This is a genomic window from Clostridium neuense, assembly GCF_045310695.1.
GTDB lineage: Bacteria > Bacillota > Clostridia > Clostridiales > Clostridiaceae > Clostridium_S > Clostridium_S neuense.
In genome coordinates, this window is record NZ_JBJIAA010000004.1 from 112832 (window position 1) to 130965 (window position 18134).

The 18134-nt window shown below is 31.8% G+C and carries 17 protein-coding genes; 2 read left to right on the forward strand and 15 right to left on the reverse strand.

Features of this window, described 5'->3' with window-relative positions; genetic code table 11:
* Nucleotides 1-89: 89 nt before the first annotated feature.
* The 6 genes from coaBC to ACJDT4_RS05745 form a co-directional block, all read right to left on the reverse strand.
* Nucleotides 90-1283, reverse strand: a complete 1194-nt coding sequence (coaBC, locus tag ACJDT4_RS05720; RefSeq protein ID WP_406786581.1) for a bifunctional phosphopantothenoylcysteine decarboxylase/phosphopantothenate--cysteine ligase CoaBC — start codon at nucleotides 1281-1283, stop codon at nucleotides 90-92.
* The gene (gene rpoZ, locus ACJDT4_RS05725) at nucleotides 1284-1502 is read right to left on the reverse strand and encodes a DNA-directed RNA polymerase subunit omega (RefSeq protein ID WP_406786582.1); all 219 of its coding nucleotides are present in this window, start codon (nucleotides 1500-1502) and stop codon (nucleotides 1284-1286) included.
* Nucleotides 1483-2109, reverse strand: a complete 627-nt coding sequence (gmk, locus tag ACJDT4_RS05730; protein WP_406786583.1) for a guanylate kinase — start codon at nucleotides 2107-2109, stop codon at nucleotides 1483-1485. Before gmk ends, rpoZ begins: the two co-directional genes overlap by 20 nt.
* Nucleotides 2110-2385 carry an extracellular matrix/biofilm regulator RemA gene (remA, locus tag ACJDT4_RS05735; RefSeq protein ID WP_053240805.1) on the reverse strand — a complete coding sequence of 92 codons (276 nt, stop codon included), beginning with the start codon at nucleotides 2383-2385 and terminating at the stop codon, nucleotides 2110-2112.
* 17 nt (nucleotides 2386-2402) lie between these two features.
* Entirely contained in the window at nucleotides 2403-3284 is an 882-nt protein-coding gene (locus tag ACJDT4_RS05740; protein WP_406786584.1) for a YicC/YloC family endoribonuclease, read from the reverse strand.
* A 134-nt stretch (nucleotides 3285-3418) separates the two neighbouring features.
* Complete coding sequence (locus ACJDT4_RS05745; RefSeq protein ID WP_406786585.1) at nucleotides 3419-4567, reverse strand: aminotransferase class I/II-fold pyridoxal phosphate-dependent enzyme; 1149 nt, start codon at nucleotides 4565-4567, stop codon at nucleotides 3419-3421.
* 239 nt (nucleotides 4568-4806) lie between these two features.
* Here ACJDT4_RS05745 and pfkB point away from each other — a divergent pair, with 239 nt between their 5' ends.
* Entirely contained in the window at nucleotides 4807-5730 is a 924-nt protein-coding gene (gene pfkB, locus ACJDT4_RS05750; RefSeq protein WP_406786586.1) for a 1-phosphofructokinase, read from the forward strand.
* Nucleotides 5730-7619, forward strand: a complete 1890-nt coding sequence (locus tag ACJDT4_RS05755) for a PTS fructose transporter subunit IIABC (protein ID WP_406786587.1) — start codon at nucleotides 5730-5732, stop codon at nucleotides 7617-7619. The genes pfkB and ACJDT4_RS05755 overlap by 1 nt, the downstream gene beginning before the upstream one ends.
* 530 nt (nucleotides 7620-8149) lie before the next feature.
* Here ACJDT4_RS05755 and spoIVA read toward each other — a convergent pair.
* The 9 genes from spoIVA to ACJDT4_RS05800 form a co-directional block, all read right to left on the reverse strand.
* On the reverse strand, nucleotides 8150-9628 hold the full coding sequence (gene spoIVA / locus ACJDT4_RS05760; RefSeq protein ID WP_406786588.1) for a stage IV sporulation protein A: 1479 nt from the start codon (nucleotides 9626-9628) through the stop codon (nucleotides 8150-8152).
* A 446-nt stretch (nucleotides 9629-10074) separates the two neighbouring features.
* Complete coding sequence (locus ACJDT4_RS05765) at nucleotides 10075-11067, reverse strand: NAD(P)H-dependent glycerol-3-phosphate dehydrogenase (RefSeq protein ID WP_406786589.1); 993 nt, start codon at nucleotides 11065-11067, stop codon at nucleotides 10075-10077.
* Nucleotide 11068: 1 nt separating this feature from the next.
* Entirely contained in the window at nucleotides 11069-12385 is a 1317-nt protein-coding gene (gene der, locus ACJDT4_RS05770; RefSeq protein WP_406786590.1) for a ribosome biogenesis GTPase Der, read from the reverse strand.
* 2 nt (nucleotides 12386-12387) lie between these two features.
* Nucleotides 12388-13701 carry a DUF512 domain-containing protein gene (locus ACJDT4_RS05775; protein ID WP_406786591.1) on the reverse strand — a complete coding sequence of 438 codons (1314 nt, stop codon included), beginning with the start codon at nucleotides 13699-13701 and terminating at the stop codon, nucleotides 12388-12390.
* 173 nt (nucleotides 13702-13874) lie between these two features.
* A complete protein-coding gene (gene phoU, locus ACJDT4_RS05780) occupies nucleotides 13875-14531 on the reverse strand; it encodes a phosphate signaling complex protein PhoU (RefSeq protein ID WP_406786592.1) in 657 nt (218 codons plus the stop codon).
* Nucleotides 14532-14561: 30 nt separating this feature from the next.
* Nucleotides 14562-15311: a phosphate ABC transporter ATP-binding protein PstB gene (gene pstB / locus ACJDT4_RS05785; protein WP_406786593.1), complete on the reverse strand. Its 750-nt coding sequence runs from the start codon at nucleotides 15309-15311 to the stop codon at nucleotides 14562-14564.
* Nucleotides 15312-15322: 11 nt separating this feature from the next.
* Entirely contained in the window at nucleotides 15323-16207 is an 885-nt protein-coding gene (pstA, locus tag ACJDT4_RS05790) for a phosphate ABC transporter permease PstA (protein ID WP_406786594.1), read from the reverse strand.
* Nucleotides 16204-17097 (reverse strand): phosphate ABC transporter permease subunit PstC, encoded by an 894-nt coding sequence (pstC, locus tag ACJDT4_RS05795; protein ID WP_406786595.1) that lies wholly within the window; start codon nucleotides 17095-17097, stop codon nucleotides 16204-16206. Before pstC ends, pstA begins: the two co-directional genes overlap by 4 nt.
* 119 nt (nucleotides 17098-17216) lie before the next feature.
* On the reverse strand, nucleotides 17217-18131 hold the full coding sequence (locus ACJDT4_RS05800) for a phosphate ABC transporter substrate-binding protein (protein ID WP_406786596.1): 915 nt from the start codon (nucleotides 18129-18131) through the stop codon (nucleotides 17217-17219).
* Nucleotides 18132-18134 lie beyond the last annotated feature (3 nt).

Here is an 18134-nt window from a genome sequence, read left to right on the forward strand (position 1 = left end):
CACCCTTTATTGATAAATCAAAATACTAACAAAGCTTTCTATTATTTTCCCTTTAATAAACAAATAAGTTAAGCAAATAAAAAGCGCATTTAGCGCTTTTTATTAATCAAATTAAATAGTTCTCTTGCAACATTTCTTTTGCTCATTTTATTAAGTTCCAAAATATCTTTATCTTTAGAAATTATAAATACTTTGTTATCGTCACTTGCAAAGCCTGTATCAGAGGCCGTAATATCGTTAGCTACTATGTAATCTAAATTTTTTCTTTGAAGCTTTGAAATAGCATTTTCTATAAGGTCATTGCTTTCTGCTGCAAATCCAACCAAAACTTGAGTTTCTTTTATCTCACCAAGTTTCTTTAATATATCATTATCTTTCACAAAATCTATATTCAAATTATCTTCAGACTTCTTTATTTTCTTGTTGCTGTAATTCTTAGCCTTATAATCAGATACTGCTGCTGCCTTAACAACTATATCACTATATGAAAAATTATCTAAAACTGCTTTAAGCATTTCCTCATTGGTAGTTACCTTTATAACATCAACTCCAAAAGGAAACTTTAAATTTGTTTCACCACTTATAAGAGTAACCTTTGCTCCCCTATCTCGTGCTTCTTCTGCTATGGCATAGCCCATTTTCCCAGTAGATCTATTTGTTATGTATCTTACAGGATCTATAGGTGCTATTGTCGGTCCTGCCGTAACCATTACTTTCTTTCCTTTTAAGTCCTTTATGTCATAAAGCTTGCTACTTATTATTTCTGAAATTGTTTCTGTATCACAAAGCTTACCTTTACCTGTATCACCGCAAGCAAGTCTCCCTGTTTCAGGTTCTACAAAGCTGTATCCATAGCTTTGTAATTTTTTTATATTATCCTGTACTATAGGATTTTCATACATATAGGTATTCATAGCTGCTGCAAAGATAACAGGACATCTTAAAGCTGCTGCCATTATTGTAGTTGAAAGCATATCATCTGCTATGCCATTTGCAACTTTTCCAATTATATTTGCTGTTGCTGGAACAACAATTAGTAAATCTGCTTTTTTAGCTAAAGATATATGTTGAATTTCCCACGCCTTAGGCTCCTCAAACATATCTGTTATTACAGGATTACCACTCAAGCTTTGAAAGCTTATAGGATTTACAAATTCCACAGCAGACTTTGTCATTATTACATCAACATTAAAACCATTCTTTTTAAGTCTACTTACAACATCTAAAGCCTTATACGCAGCGATACCACCAGTAACACCTAAAACAACATTTTTTGAAGCCATTTATTTTATACCCTCATGAACCACTTTAAAATGTATCTTTCCTTGATCTACTTCATTAATAGCTATTGTAAGAGTTTTATTGCTATCTACATTTACAAGCGGCTTTTCTCCCTGTATTAATTGTCTTGCTCTTTTAGAGGTTATAACAACAAGTGAATACTTATCTCCTACTCTTTCTTTCAAATCAACAATTGATGGATTAATCATAGAATTGTTCATGAACAATACCCTCCTTAGAATCTATTATATTTTCTTTTATTCTATCAACTCTGCATTTTTCAGCTGCTATAATTGCTTGTATTTTACTTACAGCAATATCTACCTTATCATTTATAACAGCATAGTTGTATTTTGACACATAATTTAATTCTTTATAAGCAGATTTAAATCTTCTCATAAGTGACTCTGGTGTTTCACTGCCTCTGCCTATTATTCTTTTTTTAAGTTCATCCATTGAAGGCGGAAGTATAAATATAAATACCCCTTCCGGATAATTTTCTTTAACCTTAAGTGCACCCTGTATATCTATTTCTAGTATAACATCTTCTCCATTATTTATTTTTTCATTCACACTTGCCTTAGGTGTACCATAGTAATTTCCATAAACTTCTGCATACTCAAGAAAACCATCATTCTCTATTCTATCCTTAAACTCATCAACGTCTAAGAAAAAATAACTTTTTCCATCTATTTCACCTTTTCTTGGCTTTCTTGTAGTTGCTGAAACTGAAATCCATAAATCCTGTTTTTCAAGAAGAGCCTTACATATAGTACCTTTGCCTGCACCAGAAGGACCAGATATTACAATTAACAACCCTTTTTTCATTTATTCATCAACCTCGTCTATAGCTATATCCTCATCTTTGGATGACAATCTGTGAGCAACAGTCTCAGGTTGAACAGCAGATAGTATAACATGATCGCTGTCCGTTATTATAACAGCTCTAGTTCTCCTACCATATGTAGCATCTATAAGCATTCCTCTATCTCTAGCTTCCTGTATTATTCTCTTTATAGGTGCTGATTCTGGACTCACTATAGCAATTAACCTATTTGCAGATACTATATTTCCAAAACCTATATTTATTAATTTTATTCCCATTCTTAATCCTCCTAATACTATTCAATATTCTGTATTTGCTCTCTTATTTTTTCAATATCATTTTTTATATCAAGTACCGAATGTACTATGTCGATATTATTTGATTTTGAAGCTATTGTATTTGCTTCCCTATTCATTTCTTGAACTATAAAATCAAGTTTTCTTCCTATTGGTTCGTCCTTTTCAAGTGTATCCTTGAGTTGAGTTATATGACTTTTAAGTCTTACTGTTTCCTCATCAATACATGCTTTATCAGCAAAAATAGCAACCTCCATTGAAATACGAGATTCATCTATTTCCTTATTTTCTCCTAATAATTCCTTAATTCTTTCATTTAGCTTTATCCTATATTCTTCCACAACACAAGAAGCTTTTTCTTCTATAAAGCATACATTTTTATTTATTATATCACATTTATTTCCTATGTCTTCTTTAAGTTTTGCGCCCTCTTTTTCTCTCATATCTATAAGCTTATTAAGAGCTTCTTGAAGTGGTATTGATATTTCATTCCAAATTTCATCAAAGTTTTCTTCTTTTTGTTCTATAGATATAACATCAGGAAATTTTGAAATAAGTGATACAGAAATATCATCCTTTACATCATAACTTTCTTTTATCTTTTTTAAGCAATTATAATAACTATCTGCTAAATTCTTATTTAATATAACATCATAATCATCATCATTATAAACATTTTGAGTTATGAAAACATCAACTTTTCCTCTTTTAAGCTTCTGCTGAATTTCTTTTCTTATTTTATCTTCTAAAGATATAAGACTTCTAGGCAATTTTACATTAAGATCAAGATACCTATGATTCACACTTTTTAGCTCTATGGTAAAATTTCTGTTACCATTATCATAAATAGCTCTTCCAAATCCAGTCATACTTTTTAACATTGTAAATCATCCTTTCGTAAGAGCTTATTGTAAGGTCGTATTTTAAAACAATAAGGAAATTTAAGAGTTTATATATAACAAACTCAATTATACCACATTTTTTATATGTTTATAGTACTTTTTTATTTTTAATGTTAAAATTCCTCAATTTTATTCAAATATTTATATATATCTTTCAAATCCTTCGTTAAAGACAATCTAAAATATCCATTTCCAAGATTTCCAAAACTATATCCTGGCGTAGTTATAATTCCATAATCCCAAATAAGCTTTTCATAAAATTCAGTTGTAGAATAGCCCTTAGGAACTTTACACCAAATATAAAATGTAGCCTCACTATTATAGTATTCAATATTTTTTGCTTTAAGTATATTTTTTGCTTTTTCTCTTCTCGCATCATAAATTTTTTTATTCTTAGAAGTTTCTATTTCTAATATATCTAATGCTCTAGCAGCTGCATACTGTATAGGTAAAAATTGTCCCGAATCCACATTACTTTTAACCTTCAAAAGCTCCTTTAAAACTTTAGAATTTCCAACCGCATATCCTATTCTAAACCCAGTCATATTAAAAGTTTTTGAAAATGTACCTATTTCCACAGATTTTTTAGCTTTATCAAACTGAAGCATGCTAATTGGAACCTTACCTTCTCTTACTATTTCCATATAAGCTGAATCATTTACTAATATTATATCCCTATCCGTACAAAATTTTATGATATCCTTAAAAAAAGTATCATTAGCTTCAGCACCTGTTGGATTATTAGGGTAATTTATTATGAACATCTTACTTTTTTTAGCTATACTTTCAGGTATTTTATTTAACTCCGGAAGATAGCTGCTTTTCTCTCTTATTGGAAGCTTATACGTATTAACTCCCCACAGCATAGGACTAGTAACATAAACTTGATAGCATGGGTTAGGCACTATAATAAAATCTCCTATATTGCAAACTGCTGGTATAATATTATTTATGCCCTCTTTTGAGCCTATTAAAATTAGTACTTCCTCTTCTTTTAGGTTGACGTTAAAGCGTTCCTTATAATATTCAATAATTTTCACTTTAAGTTCCCGGATTCCATCATATGGAGGATACTTATTAAATCCTTCTATATTAACAGATTTTAAGAACTCATCTATTATGATCTTATTTGTAGTAATATCAGGATCCCCTATACTTAAATCTAGAATATCCTTTCCCTCATTAATAAGTTTATTTTTAAAGCTTTCAATTTTTTTAAAATGATATTCTTCTATTCCTGATAACCTATTATTTATTTTCATACCTAATACGCACCTACTTTATATTTATATATCTCTATTCAATATATTCTCTTAATAAATATTTGTTAATTTCAAATTCAATTAAATTTTATGCTTATTTGTGTTTATATATGTTGTTTTTTGATTGATTTTGTATTATCATATTTCTGTTGACAAAGATATATAAAATAGAACTTAATTTATAGTTAAAATGTTTTTCTGTATACTATAAAAATTATATTTGCAAAGGTTGTGATCTAATGATATATACTGTTACCTTTAATCCAGCAATTGATTATGTAATAGAAGTGGATAATTTTAAATCTGGTACAGTAAACAGAGTAAAAAACAATGAAAAATTTGCCGGTGGAAAAGGCATAAATGTATCTAGAGTTTTAAATAACTTAAATGTAAAAAGTATAGCTTTAGGCTTTATTGGAGGGTTTACTGGAAAATTTATAGAAGATTCTCTAGAGCTTCAGGGTATAAAAACTAATTTTATAAAAGTAGAAGAAGATACTAGGATTAACGTTAAATTAAAATCCTCTGTAGAAACTGAAATTAATGGTTCTGGTCCTAACATTACTGAAGAAAATTTAAACAAACTATTTAAAATTATAGAAAGTTTAACTTCAGATGATTACTTGGTTTTAGCTGGAAATGTTCAAAAATCAGTTCCAGCGGATATATATTCTGTTATTCAAAAAAAATGTATTCTAAACAATACAAAGGTAATTGTGGATACAACTGGTGATGCATTAGTTTCCACTCTTCCCAATAAACCTTTTTTAATAAAACCAAATAACCATGAGCTTGGAGAAATATTCAAAAAAGAACTAGAAAGTGAAGAAGAAATTATATTCTATGCAAAAAAACTAATTGATATGGGAGCAGAAAATGTCATAATATCAATGGCTGAAAAAGGTGCCCTTCTTGTCAATGAGTCAGAGGTTTATAAAGCTTCACCTGCAAAAGGAACTGTTCAAAATTCAGTTGGTGCTGGTGATTCCGTAATAGCTGGCTTTCTTGCAAGTTATTCAAAAAATAAGGATATTGTCAAGGCTTTTAGACATGGAGCTGCTTCTGGAAGTGCTACAGCCTTTTCAAAGGATTTATGTAAAAAAGAAGATGTAGAACACTATTTACCACAGGTAACGATAACAAAATTAATAGGAGGAAAATAATGAAAATAACTGAGCTTTTAGGGAAAGATACGATTATTTTAGACTTAAAATCAAAAACAAAAACTGAAGTAATAGATGAATTAGTAGATAAGTTATTCAGTGCAGGAAAATTAAATGATAAAGATGAGTACAAAAAATGTATATTAAAAAGAGAATCTGAGTTCTCTACTGGAATAGGTGATGGAATTGCAATTCCTCATGCCAAAACTGCCGCTGTAAAAACTCCTGCATTGGCGTTTGGTCTTTCAAATGAAGGTATAGACTATGATTCTCTTGACGGAAATCCAGCCAACATATTTTTTATGATAGCTGCAAGCGAAGGAGCTAATAATGAACATTTAGAAACTCTTTCAAGACTATCAACTATGCTTATGGACTCTAATTTTAAAGAGGGCCTTCTTAAGGCAAAAAGTGCGGATGAAGTTCTAACTCTCATCAACAATCAAGAAGAGGAAAAATTAGAAGAAGCTTCAGAAGAAATACAAACTAAAGAAACAAATTCAAAAGATCTTGTACTAGCTGTCACTGCATGCCCTACTGGAATTGCTCATACATACATGTCTGCTGATTCCCTAAAGAGTAAGGCCAAAGAAATGGGCGTAGATATAAAGGTCGAAACAAATGGATCAACTGGTGTAAAAAATAGGTTAACTGCAGATGAAATAGAAAGAGCAGCTGGAATAATAGTTGCTGCAGATAAACAAGTAGAAATGGCACGATTTGATGGTAAAAAAGTACTGCAAGTACCTGTTGTAGATGGAATAAAAAGACCTGAAGAGCTTATTAATAAAGTTTTATCTGGAGATGCTCCAATCTACAAGCATGAGGGTGGAAGTAGTTCTTCTTCTGAGTCAAGCTCCGGAGGAGGAATAGGCATCTATAAGCATCTTATGAATGGTATTTCAAACATGCTTCCTTTTGTTGTAGGTGGTGGTATATTAATTGCTATATCCTTTATGTTTGGAATTAAAGCATATGATCCAAAGGACCCTACTTATAATTACTTTGCCAAGCTATTAAATGATATAGGCAGTGGAAACGCTTTTAGTTTAATGATTCCTGTGCTTGCAGGTTTTATTGGTATGAGCATTGCCGATAGACCTGGTTTTGCTCCTGCTATGGTTGGTGGATATATTGCCTCAACTAACGGTGCTGGTTTCATAGGCGGCCTTATTGGTGGTTTTCTTGGTGGTTATGTTGTAGTTTTCTTAAAGAAAATATTTGCAAAGCTTCCTGAAACTTTAGATGGCTTAAAACCTGTGCTTATATATCCACTGCTTGGAATATTTATTACTGGTGCAATAATGTTTGTAGCAATAGTGGGGCCTGTAAAATCAATAAACTTAGGTCTTCAACATTGGCTTTCTGGAATGGGTACAACTAATAAGCTTATTTTAGGTTTAATATTAGGTGGAATGATGGCCATCGATATGGGTGGTCCAATAAATAAAGCTGGTTTTGCCTTCGGTATTGCAATGATAAGCTCAGGAAATTATTATCCACATGCTGCAGTTATGGCTGGCGGTATGGCTGCTCCTCTTGGAATTGCCCTTGCAACTACCTTATTTAAAAACAAATTTACTGCTGATGAAAGAAAATCTGGATTAACCTGCTATGTATTAGGAGCTTGTTTTATAACAGAAGGTGCAATTCCTTTTGCTGCTGGTGATCCAACTAGGGTAATACCTTCTTGCGTTATAGGTTCGGCCATTGCCGGAGCTTTAACGATGTTCTTTAATATAGGTCTGCCAGCTCCTCACGGTGGAATATTTGTAATTGCAATAGTTAACGGAAACCCTCTTTTATACTTACTATCAATTATAATTGGAGCTGTAGTTACAGCAATACTTCTCGGAATCTTAAAGAAACCAATTAAAGCTCAAGAATAAAATTTAATAAAATGTACAAGCTTACATGTAAAATTCCGTAGGTGCGGATGATTTTTTCCTTGCACTACCATGAAGGTGAAGGAACAATGCTAAAGCAACAGTTCACGGCATCTAAAAAAAATAACAAGTCCATCTAGCAGCTAATTTTGCGTGATATTTCATCAACTGGTTCCGTTAATACTAACTAGTATTAACGGAACCAGTTTCCTCTTATTGCACAAAATCATCTTACAATATGGACTTGTTATTTTATTCTAAATTTCTAAAAAATCCTAATAAATCTTTGTAAAATACTTAAATATTTCAGTCTGTTTTGTATTATAAGTGTAGATACTAATCTCATTTGATTGAATAATCTGCACTTATTTTTGAGCGTTTTTCCAGTAAGTAAACATACAAGAGGCTTGGGCTAATATATAAATGACTAATACAAGTTAAAGAAGGATAATGGAATTACATACGAAACCCTGTATATGATCGTTATCCTTTTATACCTCAAGCAATTACTCGCTTAAAATCGCCACTTAGCTTTAAAGTATTATACAAATCAGTCCTCCGTTCCCTTCATTTATTATTTTCTCAAGTGTTTTCTGTATTTTAGCCTGAACGTCATCTGGCATTTTGTAGAGCTTTTTTTGAAGTCCCTCTTTTACAAGTACTTCTATTGATTTTCCAAACATATTGCTTTCCCATATCTGAGAAGGATCATTTTCAAATTGCTCTAAAAGTGATTTTACCATTTCTTCACTTTCTCTTTCACTTCCCATTATAGGTGACACTTCTGTCTCAATATCTGCTCTTATAAAGTGAAAACTTGGTGCACTGGCTTTAAGTCTAACTTCATACCTGCTCCCATTTCTAACTATTTGAGGCTCTTCAAGCTTCATCTCCGAAAGTTGAGGTGATACAAGGCCATAGCCTTTTTCTTTAACATCATTCAAGGCTTCAGATATCCTATCAAATTGTACTTTTGCTGTGTGCATTTCCTTCATAGCAGACAGTAATTTATTTTCTCCATCAATGTCACATTCACATTCTTCACTTAAAACTTTATAAAACATATCTTTTTTAGGTTCTAGGTTTATTCTTCCTGTTCCTTCTCCCATATTCATTTCAACCATTTCTGCTTTTTCAAGGTAGTCTACATTTGAATATGAGTCAATAGTTTTTGAAATATCCCTAACCTTATTAAGTCTCTTACTTAAATCCTTAACAAAGTTCATGAAATTTTCCTTAAGCCAATGGCTTGAAGTAAGCTTTTCAATCCATTCCGGCATATCTATATTAATTTCTTTTATAGGGAACTCTTTTAAAACTTTTGTAAACAATTTAGTTATGTCATTTGTTTCCATATTAAGTACATTTATAACCTCAACTGGAACATCATATTTCTCTTCAAGTTCAGTCCTTAACTGGAGTGTTTCTGGGGCATCCGTATGTGCAGAATTAAGTACTAAAATAAATGGTTTATTTATAGACTTAAGTTCCTCTACTACCCTTTCTTCAGCTTCTACATAGTCCTCTCTTGGTATGTCGGTAATAGAACCATCAGTAGTTACTACAAGTCCTATAGTAGAATGTTCGTCAATTACTTTCTTAGTTCCTATTTCTGCTGCTTCTTCAAAAGGTATTTCATGATCAAACCATGGGGTATTAACCATTTTAGGTTTTTCTCCTTCAGAATATCCAAGTGCATTCTTAACAATGTATCCAACACAGTCAACCATTCTCACCTTAAATTTTATCCCCTCATCTAAACTTATATCCACAGCTTCATTAGGTACAAATTTAGGTTCCGTCGTATGAATTGTTTTTCCAGAAGCACTTTGAGGAAGTTCATCCTTTGCTCTTTCTCTCTTATGAGGATTGTCTATATTGGGAAGAACCATAAGGTCCATAAATCTCTTTATAAAGGTTGACTTGCCAGTTCTTACAGGTCCCACTACACCCACATATATATCACCTTGAGTTCTTTCCGCAATATCCTTATATATATTAAAGTCTTCCAAAATCTTTCCTCCTGTACCTTAATATTAACAATATATATATATTAAGCTTAGAAGTACTTTATTCACAAAATAACATATTAATTTATTTAACTTTTGTTGAGAGATATCTATATATTTAAGATAAAAACACTATAATTTATCACCTTTAAATTTTTCATCGTAACTATTTGCTGTTCTAGTGCAGTTCTCATATAACTTTTTAGCGAAATAAAACCTAACATAATTAAAGTGTCAATATTTCATCACATGCATCTGCTAAAGCTTTATTTGTTACTTTAACTACTTTCATTATTCCTTCCTCCAATTCATTTTTTAACTACTTTAAAGTATAAATTTTAAAAGCCGTACTACTGTTTTTTTACAATAGTACGGCTTTCATCTAAATTATTAAATATTAAGTTGATGATAATGCGCTTACCGCAAAATCTCTTATATTATAAAGAGCTTTATGTTTCGCTTTTCTTTTCTCTTACCATTAAGTCATGAACTTCACTTTCTGGATTTTTATTTTTAAATAAAACATTGTAAAGTGCATTGGTTATAGGCATATCTACATTAAGTAATTTGCTAAGCTCATAAAATGCCTCACATGCTTTTACTCCCTCAACCACCATGCCAATTTCTTGGCAAGCTTCCTCACATGGCATACCCTTACCAATAAGTATACCTGCTCTTCTATTTCTACTGTACATACTGGTACAAGTAACTATAAGATCACCCATTCCAGTGAGCCCATAAAAGGTTCCAATTTTTCCACCAAGCTTTATACCTATTTTAACTATTTCACTCATCCCACGTGTCATAAGAGCAGCCTTTGTGTTATCGCCGTATCCCATTCCATCACATATCCCTGCCGCCAATGCAATTATATTTTTTACAGCACCACCTATTTCCACTCCAACAATATCATCATTAGTATATACCCTAAATTTATTTGCCATAAATACATCTTGAATTTCCTCAGCATACTTCATTTTACTTGAGGAAACAACAGCAGTAGTTGGAACTTCCATTGCTACTTCTTCTGCATGACTTGGTCCAGATAATATAACAACCGCATTTTTAGGCAGCTCTTCTTCTATAACCTCTGATAATCTTTTTTGACTTTGCTCTTCTATTCCCTTTGCAATATTTATTATTATTTGATCATCATTTAAAAACGGCTTTATTTTTTTACACATTTCTCTTATAACATGAGATGGAACTGCAAGAACTATATATTTACTTTGTTTAACCGCATATTCTATATCATTAATCGCTTTAAGCTTAAATGGTATTACAGCTTTTGGGAGATATCTTGAATTTCGCTTATTTACATTTATGTCATTTATAATATCCTGTTTTCTATCCCATATTAAAACATCATAACCTTTGTTAGCAAGCATTATCCCAAGGGCAGTTCCAAAACTACCCCCTCCCAAAAAAGTTATACCACTCATTTTAATCCTTCCTCTCCCTAAATATTGTTTTAATACCCGTTCCCTCGAAATCAAAGCTCTGTCTTATTTTATTTTCCAAGTATCTTTGATACGAGAAGTGGAGTGCATTAGGATTATTTACAAAAAATACAAATGTAGGAGGTTTAGTTCCTATTTGAGTTACATAATATATCTTAAGACGCGTAACTCCAACGACTGGAGGCTCTTTCATAAGCACGGCGTTACTTATAACATCGTTTAAAACTCCTGTCGCAATTCTTTTATTATAGTTATCATAGCACTTTTTTATAATCTCAAGCACCTTATGTACCCTTTGACCTGTCTTTGCAGATATAAAGAGGTATGGAGCATATGCCATAAATGAAAAGTTAACTGCCATATTATCTTTAAAAGCTTTCATGGTTTTATCATCTTTTTCAACTAAATCCCACTTATTAACTATAACAAAAATAGCCTTATTACTTTCATGTGCATAGCCTATTATTCTCTCATCTTGCTCACTTACACTTTCAGTTGCATCAAGTACAAGTACACACACGTCGCACCTTTCTATAGCTGCCATAGTCCTTACTGCGCTGTACTTCTCTACTTCCTCTTTTATCTTGCTTTTCTTTCTAAGTCCTGCTGTATCTATAAGAACAAATTTCCCAAGATCAGTTTCAAGGTAACTGTCAATAGCATCTCTTGTAGTTCCCGGAATGTTACTTACTATAACTCTTTCTTCTCCAAGAATTCTATTTATCAAAGATGACTTACCAACATTTGGTTTACCAACTACTGCAACTTTAATATACTCTTCTTCAGGTTCATTAGCTTCAATATCATCAAAATATTTTACAACTTCATCAAGCATATCTCCAAGACCAAGTCCCTGAGCTGCAGATATTGAAATAGGGTCTCCTAAACCAAGATTATAAAATTCGTAAATATTATTTTCTTCTTTGCTTTTATCTATTTTATTTACAACAAGAAGCACAGGCTTTTTGCTCTTTCTAAGCATTTGAGCTACTTCATTATCTGCATCTGTAAGTCCCTGTTTTCCATCGACTATAAATATTATTACATGGGACATTTCTATTGCGATTTGTGCCTGACGTCTCATTTGAGATAATATAATATCATCGTTTTCTGGTTCTATACCTCCAGTATCAATTATTGTAAACTTTTTTGCTACCCATTCTGATTCTGCATAAACTCTATCTCTTGTAACTCCTGGAGTATCCTCTACTATAGAAATTCTTTTACCTGCTAATTTGTTAAACAAAGTTGATTTACCAACATTTGGCCTTCCAACTATAGCTACTATAGGTTTTGCCATTTTTATTCCTCCCTGCCACTTTCATTAATAAGCTTTATTAGGTCTTCACCTGTACTTCTACATATTATGATTTTTCTATTAAGCTCTCTTTCCATGTCTTTCACACTTGTGTCATCTAAAAATATTTTTTCATCATCTTTGAGCATATTTTCTGGCAATATTATGTATTTGCCAAGTTCACTTTTTTTTGCATATTTAATAATATCTCTACCTGTTAAAAGACCTGCTACAGTTATTTTTTCTCCAAAAAATTCATTTATAACTCTAATAACATTTATCTTTACATTTTTATTTTTTTTCATAATCATATCCGCAGCATTTTTTATCTCATCATATGCTAAAACACCAGTAATCATGGTATAAGAACTCTCAATATCATCTAGAAGAAATTCAATGTTTTCCTCTATATTATCTCTAAAAGTTCTTATCATGCCTATACCATCCTCAAATTGATCAAAGCTTCCATAAAAATCGGTATTAGGTATTTCTTCGCCACTTAAAACATAGAACTCATCTGAGAGTCTTATGAAGGGAGAACCTATCTCCTTCATAAATTTCTCTTGAAGTTTTTTCACATTTTTTATCTCTATTCTAGCCTTTTCAGCATCAAAAGTATTCATATTAAATAAACCTTCTCTATAGTCAGTAACTCCTACAGGAACACCTGCTACATTTCTAACTGCTGGATAAAATTTATACAAATCATTAACAGTTTTTATAAGTTCATCTCCATTATTTATACCAGGACACAAAACAATTTGGCAATTCATTTCTATGCCTGCCTCAGCCAGCTTCTTCATTCTTGGAATTAAATTTCCAGCAAACCTATTATGAAGCATTTTAATTCTAAGCTCAGGATTTGTTGTTTGCACAGATATATTTATAGGGCTTATTTTGTAATCTATTATCCTATTAATATCATCATCACTCATGTTCGTAAGAGTCACAAAGTTACCCTGTAAAAATGAAAGCCTTGAATCATCATCTTTAAAATAGAGAGTTTTTCTCATTCCCTTTGGAAGCTGATCTATAAAACAAAAAATACAATTGTTAGTACAGGATTTTGCTTTATCAAGAATTCCATTTTCAAATTCTATTCCAAGCTTTTCATCATATTCTTTTTCTATTTCAAGCTCCCATATCTCTCCATATGGTTTTTCTATTTCAACTACTATGTATTCATCACACATCATAAATCTATAATCTATAATATCTTTAACCTTTTTACCATTTATACTTATAAGTTTATCCTTAGGCTCAATACCAAGCTCTTCAGCTATACTTCCTTTATAAACTTTAGAAATTACATTTTCCATGGTTACACTCCTAAAATATCTTTAATCTACCTTTTAGTAATATACATTACTTAGCATGTTAAGTCAAGAAAGTAATTACATTACGTGAAAATTCAAGCCAATATAATTAGTATACCATTTAATCATAATATAATGAAAGGGGGAAGGATATTTAATCCTCACCCCCAAAAATTCTAATCATTTAAATCTACTTGTTCACCGGTTATAAGATATATTGTAGATTCGCAAATATTAGTTGTTCTGTCACCAACTCTTTCAAAATACTTGCACACAAACAAAAATTGAGTTGCTTGATTTATTGTTTTAGGATCATTTCTCATCATAAACAAAAGTTCACTAAAAACATGCTTATATATAGCATCTAATTCATCATCCATTTTACATACTTCATATGCCTTATCAAGATTAGTATCAACATACGCATCAAGAGCACCTTTTATCATATTTTTAACTATATTCCCCATGTTTGGTATATCTATAAGAGGCTTTACATACTTTTCATCTTTAAGTCTCTTTATTGCCTTTGCTATATCAACAGCATGATCGGCCATTCTTTCAAGGTCTGTAACTATTTTAATAGTCGTAAATATATTTCTAAGGTCTGCTGCAATAGGCTGCTGCATTGCCGTAAGCTTTATAGCCTTATCTTCTATGCTTTTTTGCATTCCATCAATTATATCATCGTTTTTTATAATTTCTTCTGCGACTTTTATATCTTGATTAACAAGAGCTTCAATACACTCATACATTTGCTTTTCAACAAAGCTTCCCATTCTTAAAAGATCTGTATGCAGCTCTTCAAGATGCGAATCAAACACTTTTCTTGTCATAAATATTCACCTACTCTTCCATATATTATTCTACCCAAATCTGCCTGTTATATAATCCTCTGTTCTTTTATCTTGAGGTTTATAAAAAATATTCTCTGTTTTACCACTTTCAACTACTTCTCCATTTAGAAAAAATGCTGTATTATCTGATATTCTTCCAGCCTGCTGCATATTATGCGTTACAATTATAACTGTGTATTTTTTCTTAAGTTCATCCATAAGTTCTTCAATTTTTAGTGTTGAAATAGGATCCAATGCTGATGTAGGCTCATCCATTAATAAAACTTCTGGTTCAACAGCAAGTGTTCTTGCTACACAAAGTCTCTGCTGCTGCCCTCCAGAAAGTCCAAGGGCATTTTTCTTAAGTCTATCTTTAACCTCATCCCAAAGAGCTGATCCAACAAGGCTTCTCTCTACAATTTCATCAAGTCTGCTCTTATTTTTAATACCATGTATTCTAGGTCCATAAGCTATATTATCATATATGGACATAGGAAAGGGGTTAGGCCTTTGGAATACCATTCCTATCCTCTTTCTAAGTTCTATTTCGTCATAATCCTTGTATATATTTTTATTTTCAAATAATACCTCACCGTCTATTTTTACACTGTCTATAAGATCATTCATTCTGTTAATCGTTCTTAAAAAAGTTGACTTTCCACATCCTGAAGGCCCTATAAGTGCAGTGACTGTATTCTTCTCAAAATTCAAGTTTATTTCTTTTAAAGCCTGAACACTTCCATAATATAAATTTAAATTTTTAGTTTCTATTATGTCCATCAAATCTCCTCCTATTTTCCACTGTATGATTCATATATTTTTCTTCCAATTATACGAGCTAAAAAATTAAATAGTAGAACCATTATTACAAGAACTGCAGATGCGCCACTGGCAATTTTAGCTGCATCTGGAACCATTCCCTCTGAATTAAGCTTCCATATATGAACCGCAAGAGTTTCAGCAGGTCTAAACAAGCTAAAGGGTGATTCTTTTCCAACCAAACTAACATTACTATATTTAAGTATTGGTGCACTCATACCCGATGTATATAAAAGTGCAGCAGCCTCACCAAATATTCTACCTGCTGCCAGTATTACTCCTGTAAGTATTTGCGGTATTGACGAAGGTAAAATTACAGTTTTTATAGCTTGCCATTTAGTCGCACCAAGTCCAAGACTAGCCTCTTTAACCTTTATTGATGAAGCTCTAATAGCATTTTCACTAACTCTCGTCATAGATGGCAAATTAAGTATTGTAATGGAAAGTGCACCTGCCAAAATAGTAAAGCTCCATTTTGTCATTGTAACAAACACTAAAAGACCAAATAATCCTACTACTATAGAAGGAAGCGATGCCATTGTTTCAATACAAAGTCTTATAAAGCTGAGAAAGATCCCTTCTTTTGCATATTCAGCCAAATATATTCCAGCACCAACTCCAAGTGGTATTGTTATTGCAAGAGAAATCACCAGCATATAAAATGAATTAAAAAGCTGCGGACCTATTCCCCCGCCAGATGAGGCTACCTTAGGTTCTCCAAATAAGAAGTTTAAATTAAGTGATTCCCTTCCTCTATATAAAATATATCCTATAAATAATACTAAAATTACTACAATTGATAATGACATAATATATAATATCGCTGTTGCTATTTTATCAACAACCTTAGATTTCATCGCACCTCACCTTTCCTTCCAATAAATCTTATTAAAATTATGAATATAAATGAAATTATTAAAAGTAAAAATGCAAGTGACCACAATGCATCATTCCACATAGTCCCATTAGCTGTATTTGCCATGTCCATAGTTATAACGCTAGTAAGGGTTGTAGTTGCATCTGTTAATGCTCCTGGAGATTTAATAGTATTTCCAATGACCATTTGAACTGCTAAAGCTTCTCCAAATGCCCTTGCAAGTCCAAGAACAATTCCTGTAAGTATACCATTTTTGCTAGCTGGAACTATAATTTTATATATTGTTTGCCATCTTGTTGCACCAAGTCCATAAGAAGCCTCTATATAATCTTTTGAAACATTTTTAATTGCATCAGAAGATAAACTTGCAATAGTTGGAAGTATCATTATGCTTAATACAAGTATTCCTGCAAGAAGGCTAAAGCCTACTCCACCAAATCTATTTCTTATAAATGGTACAAGAACAATTACTCCAATAAAACCATATACAACTGATGGAATTCCAACAAATAGTTCAAGCGACGGCTGAAGCAGCTTTTCTCCGAGCCTTGGAGATATCATATTCATAAACACAGCTAATGCCACAGCCATAGGAGTACTTAAAATTACAGCACCAATTGATACAAGTGCAGAACCCTTCATGAAAATCAAGGCTCCAAACTGTCCTGGTCTATTATCCGGTTTCCATGAACTTGAAAATAGAAACTTAGTAAATGAATAATGATCTTTAGTAAAAATTTGTATTCCCTTAGATGCTACAAAAAATATAATTGAGAGGGTTAATATTACTATCAAAAAACCGCATAAAGTAACAAATCCTCTTCCTATATACTCATTTTTAAGTTTTTTTAAGAAACTCTTTCTTCCCATATTTTTTACCTCAATTATCAATTAATTTATTTATGTAAACAAAATAAAATCTATGTAATATTATCCAATATAAATTTTAACAGACTGGCTTGTTAAACTTAAACCAGTCTGCTTTCAAGCTATTTAAGTTGAACTTTCATATCAGCTGTAGGTATATATCCAAGTTTTTTAACTAAATCTTTATTGTCGCTGCTCATTACATAATCTATAAATGCTTTAGCAACACCTTTTGCTTCTCCCTTTGTGTACATATGTTCATAAGACGCAAATTTATACTTTCCTGAAATTATGTTGTCATTAGTTGCATCTACTCCATCAAGCTGAACCATATTAATATCCTTTTTAACATCTTCTGTTAAGTATGATAATGCAAGATAGCTTATTGCTCCTTTAGTGCTTTGCATAGCAGTTTTAACTGATCCACTTGCATCTTGTATAGTTCCCAAACCTTCTTTTTCATTTTTTCCCTCCATTACTGTCTTAAAGAAAGTTGCTCTTGTTCCTGAAGATGCTGGTCTGTTAATTATATTTATTGGAAGATTTGGTCCTGAAACTTGACTCCAATTTGTTATCTTTCCTTGAAATATGTCTTGTACTTGGGTTTTTGTTAAACTTTTTACAGTTACATCTTTACTTGTAACCACAGAAAAACCTATAACACACACTTTATGATCAGACAATTTTCCAGCATCTGCTGCACTTAACTTGTCTTCTGCAAATATATCTGAATTTCCTAAATCAACTGAGCCTTGTAAAACTTGATTTAAACCAGTTCCACTGCCTCCACCTTGAACATTTACACTAGCATCAGGATTCTTTTGCTTAAATCCTTCAACTGATTGTTCAGCAAGTGGTTGAAGTGCTGTAGAACCAGAAGCAGTTATTGATCCAGAAACTTTTTGCTCTGTTTTAGTCTTCGTATCTGAAGCTGCCTTTTTTGTATCAGAGGATGTATTACCACAACCTGCAAATATTCCAGCCATAACTGTAATTGCAAGAGCAGCAACCACTATTTTTATCTTTTTATTTTTCATATT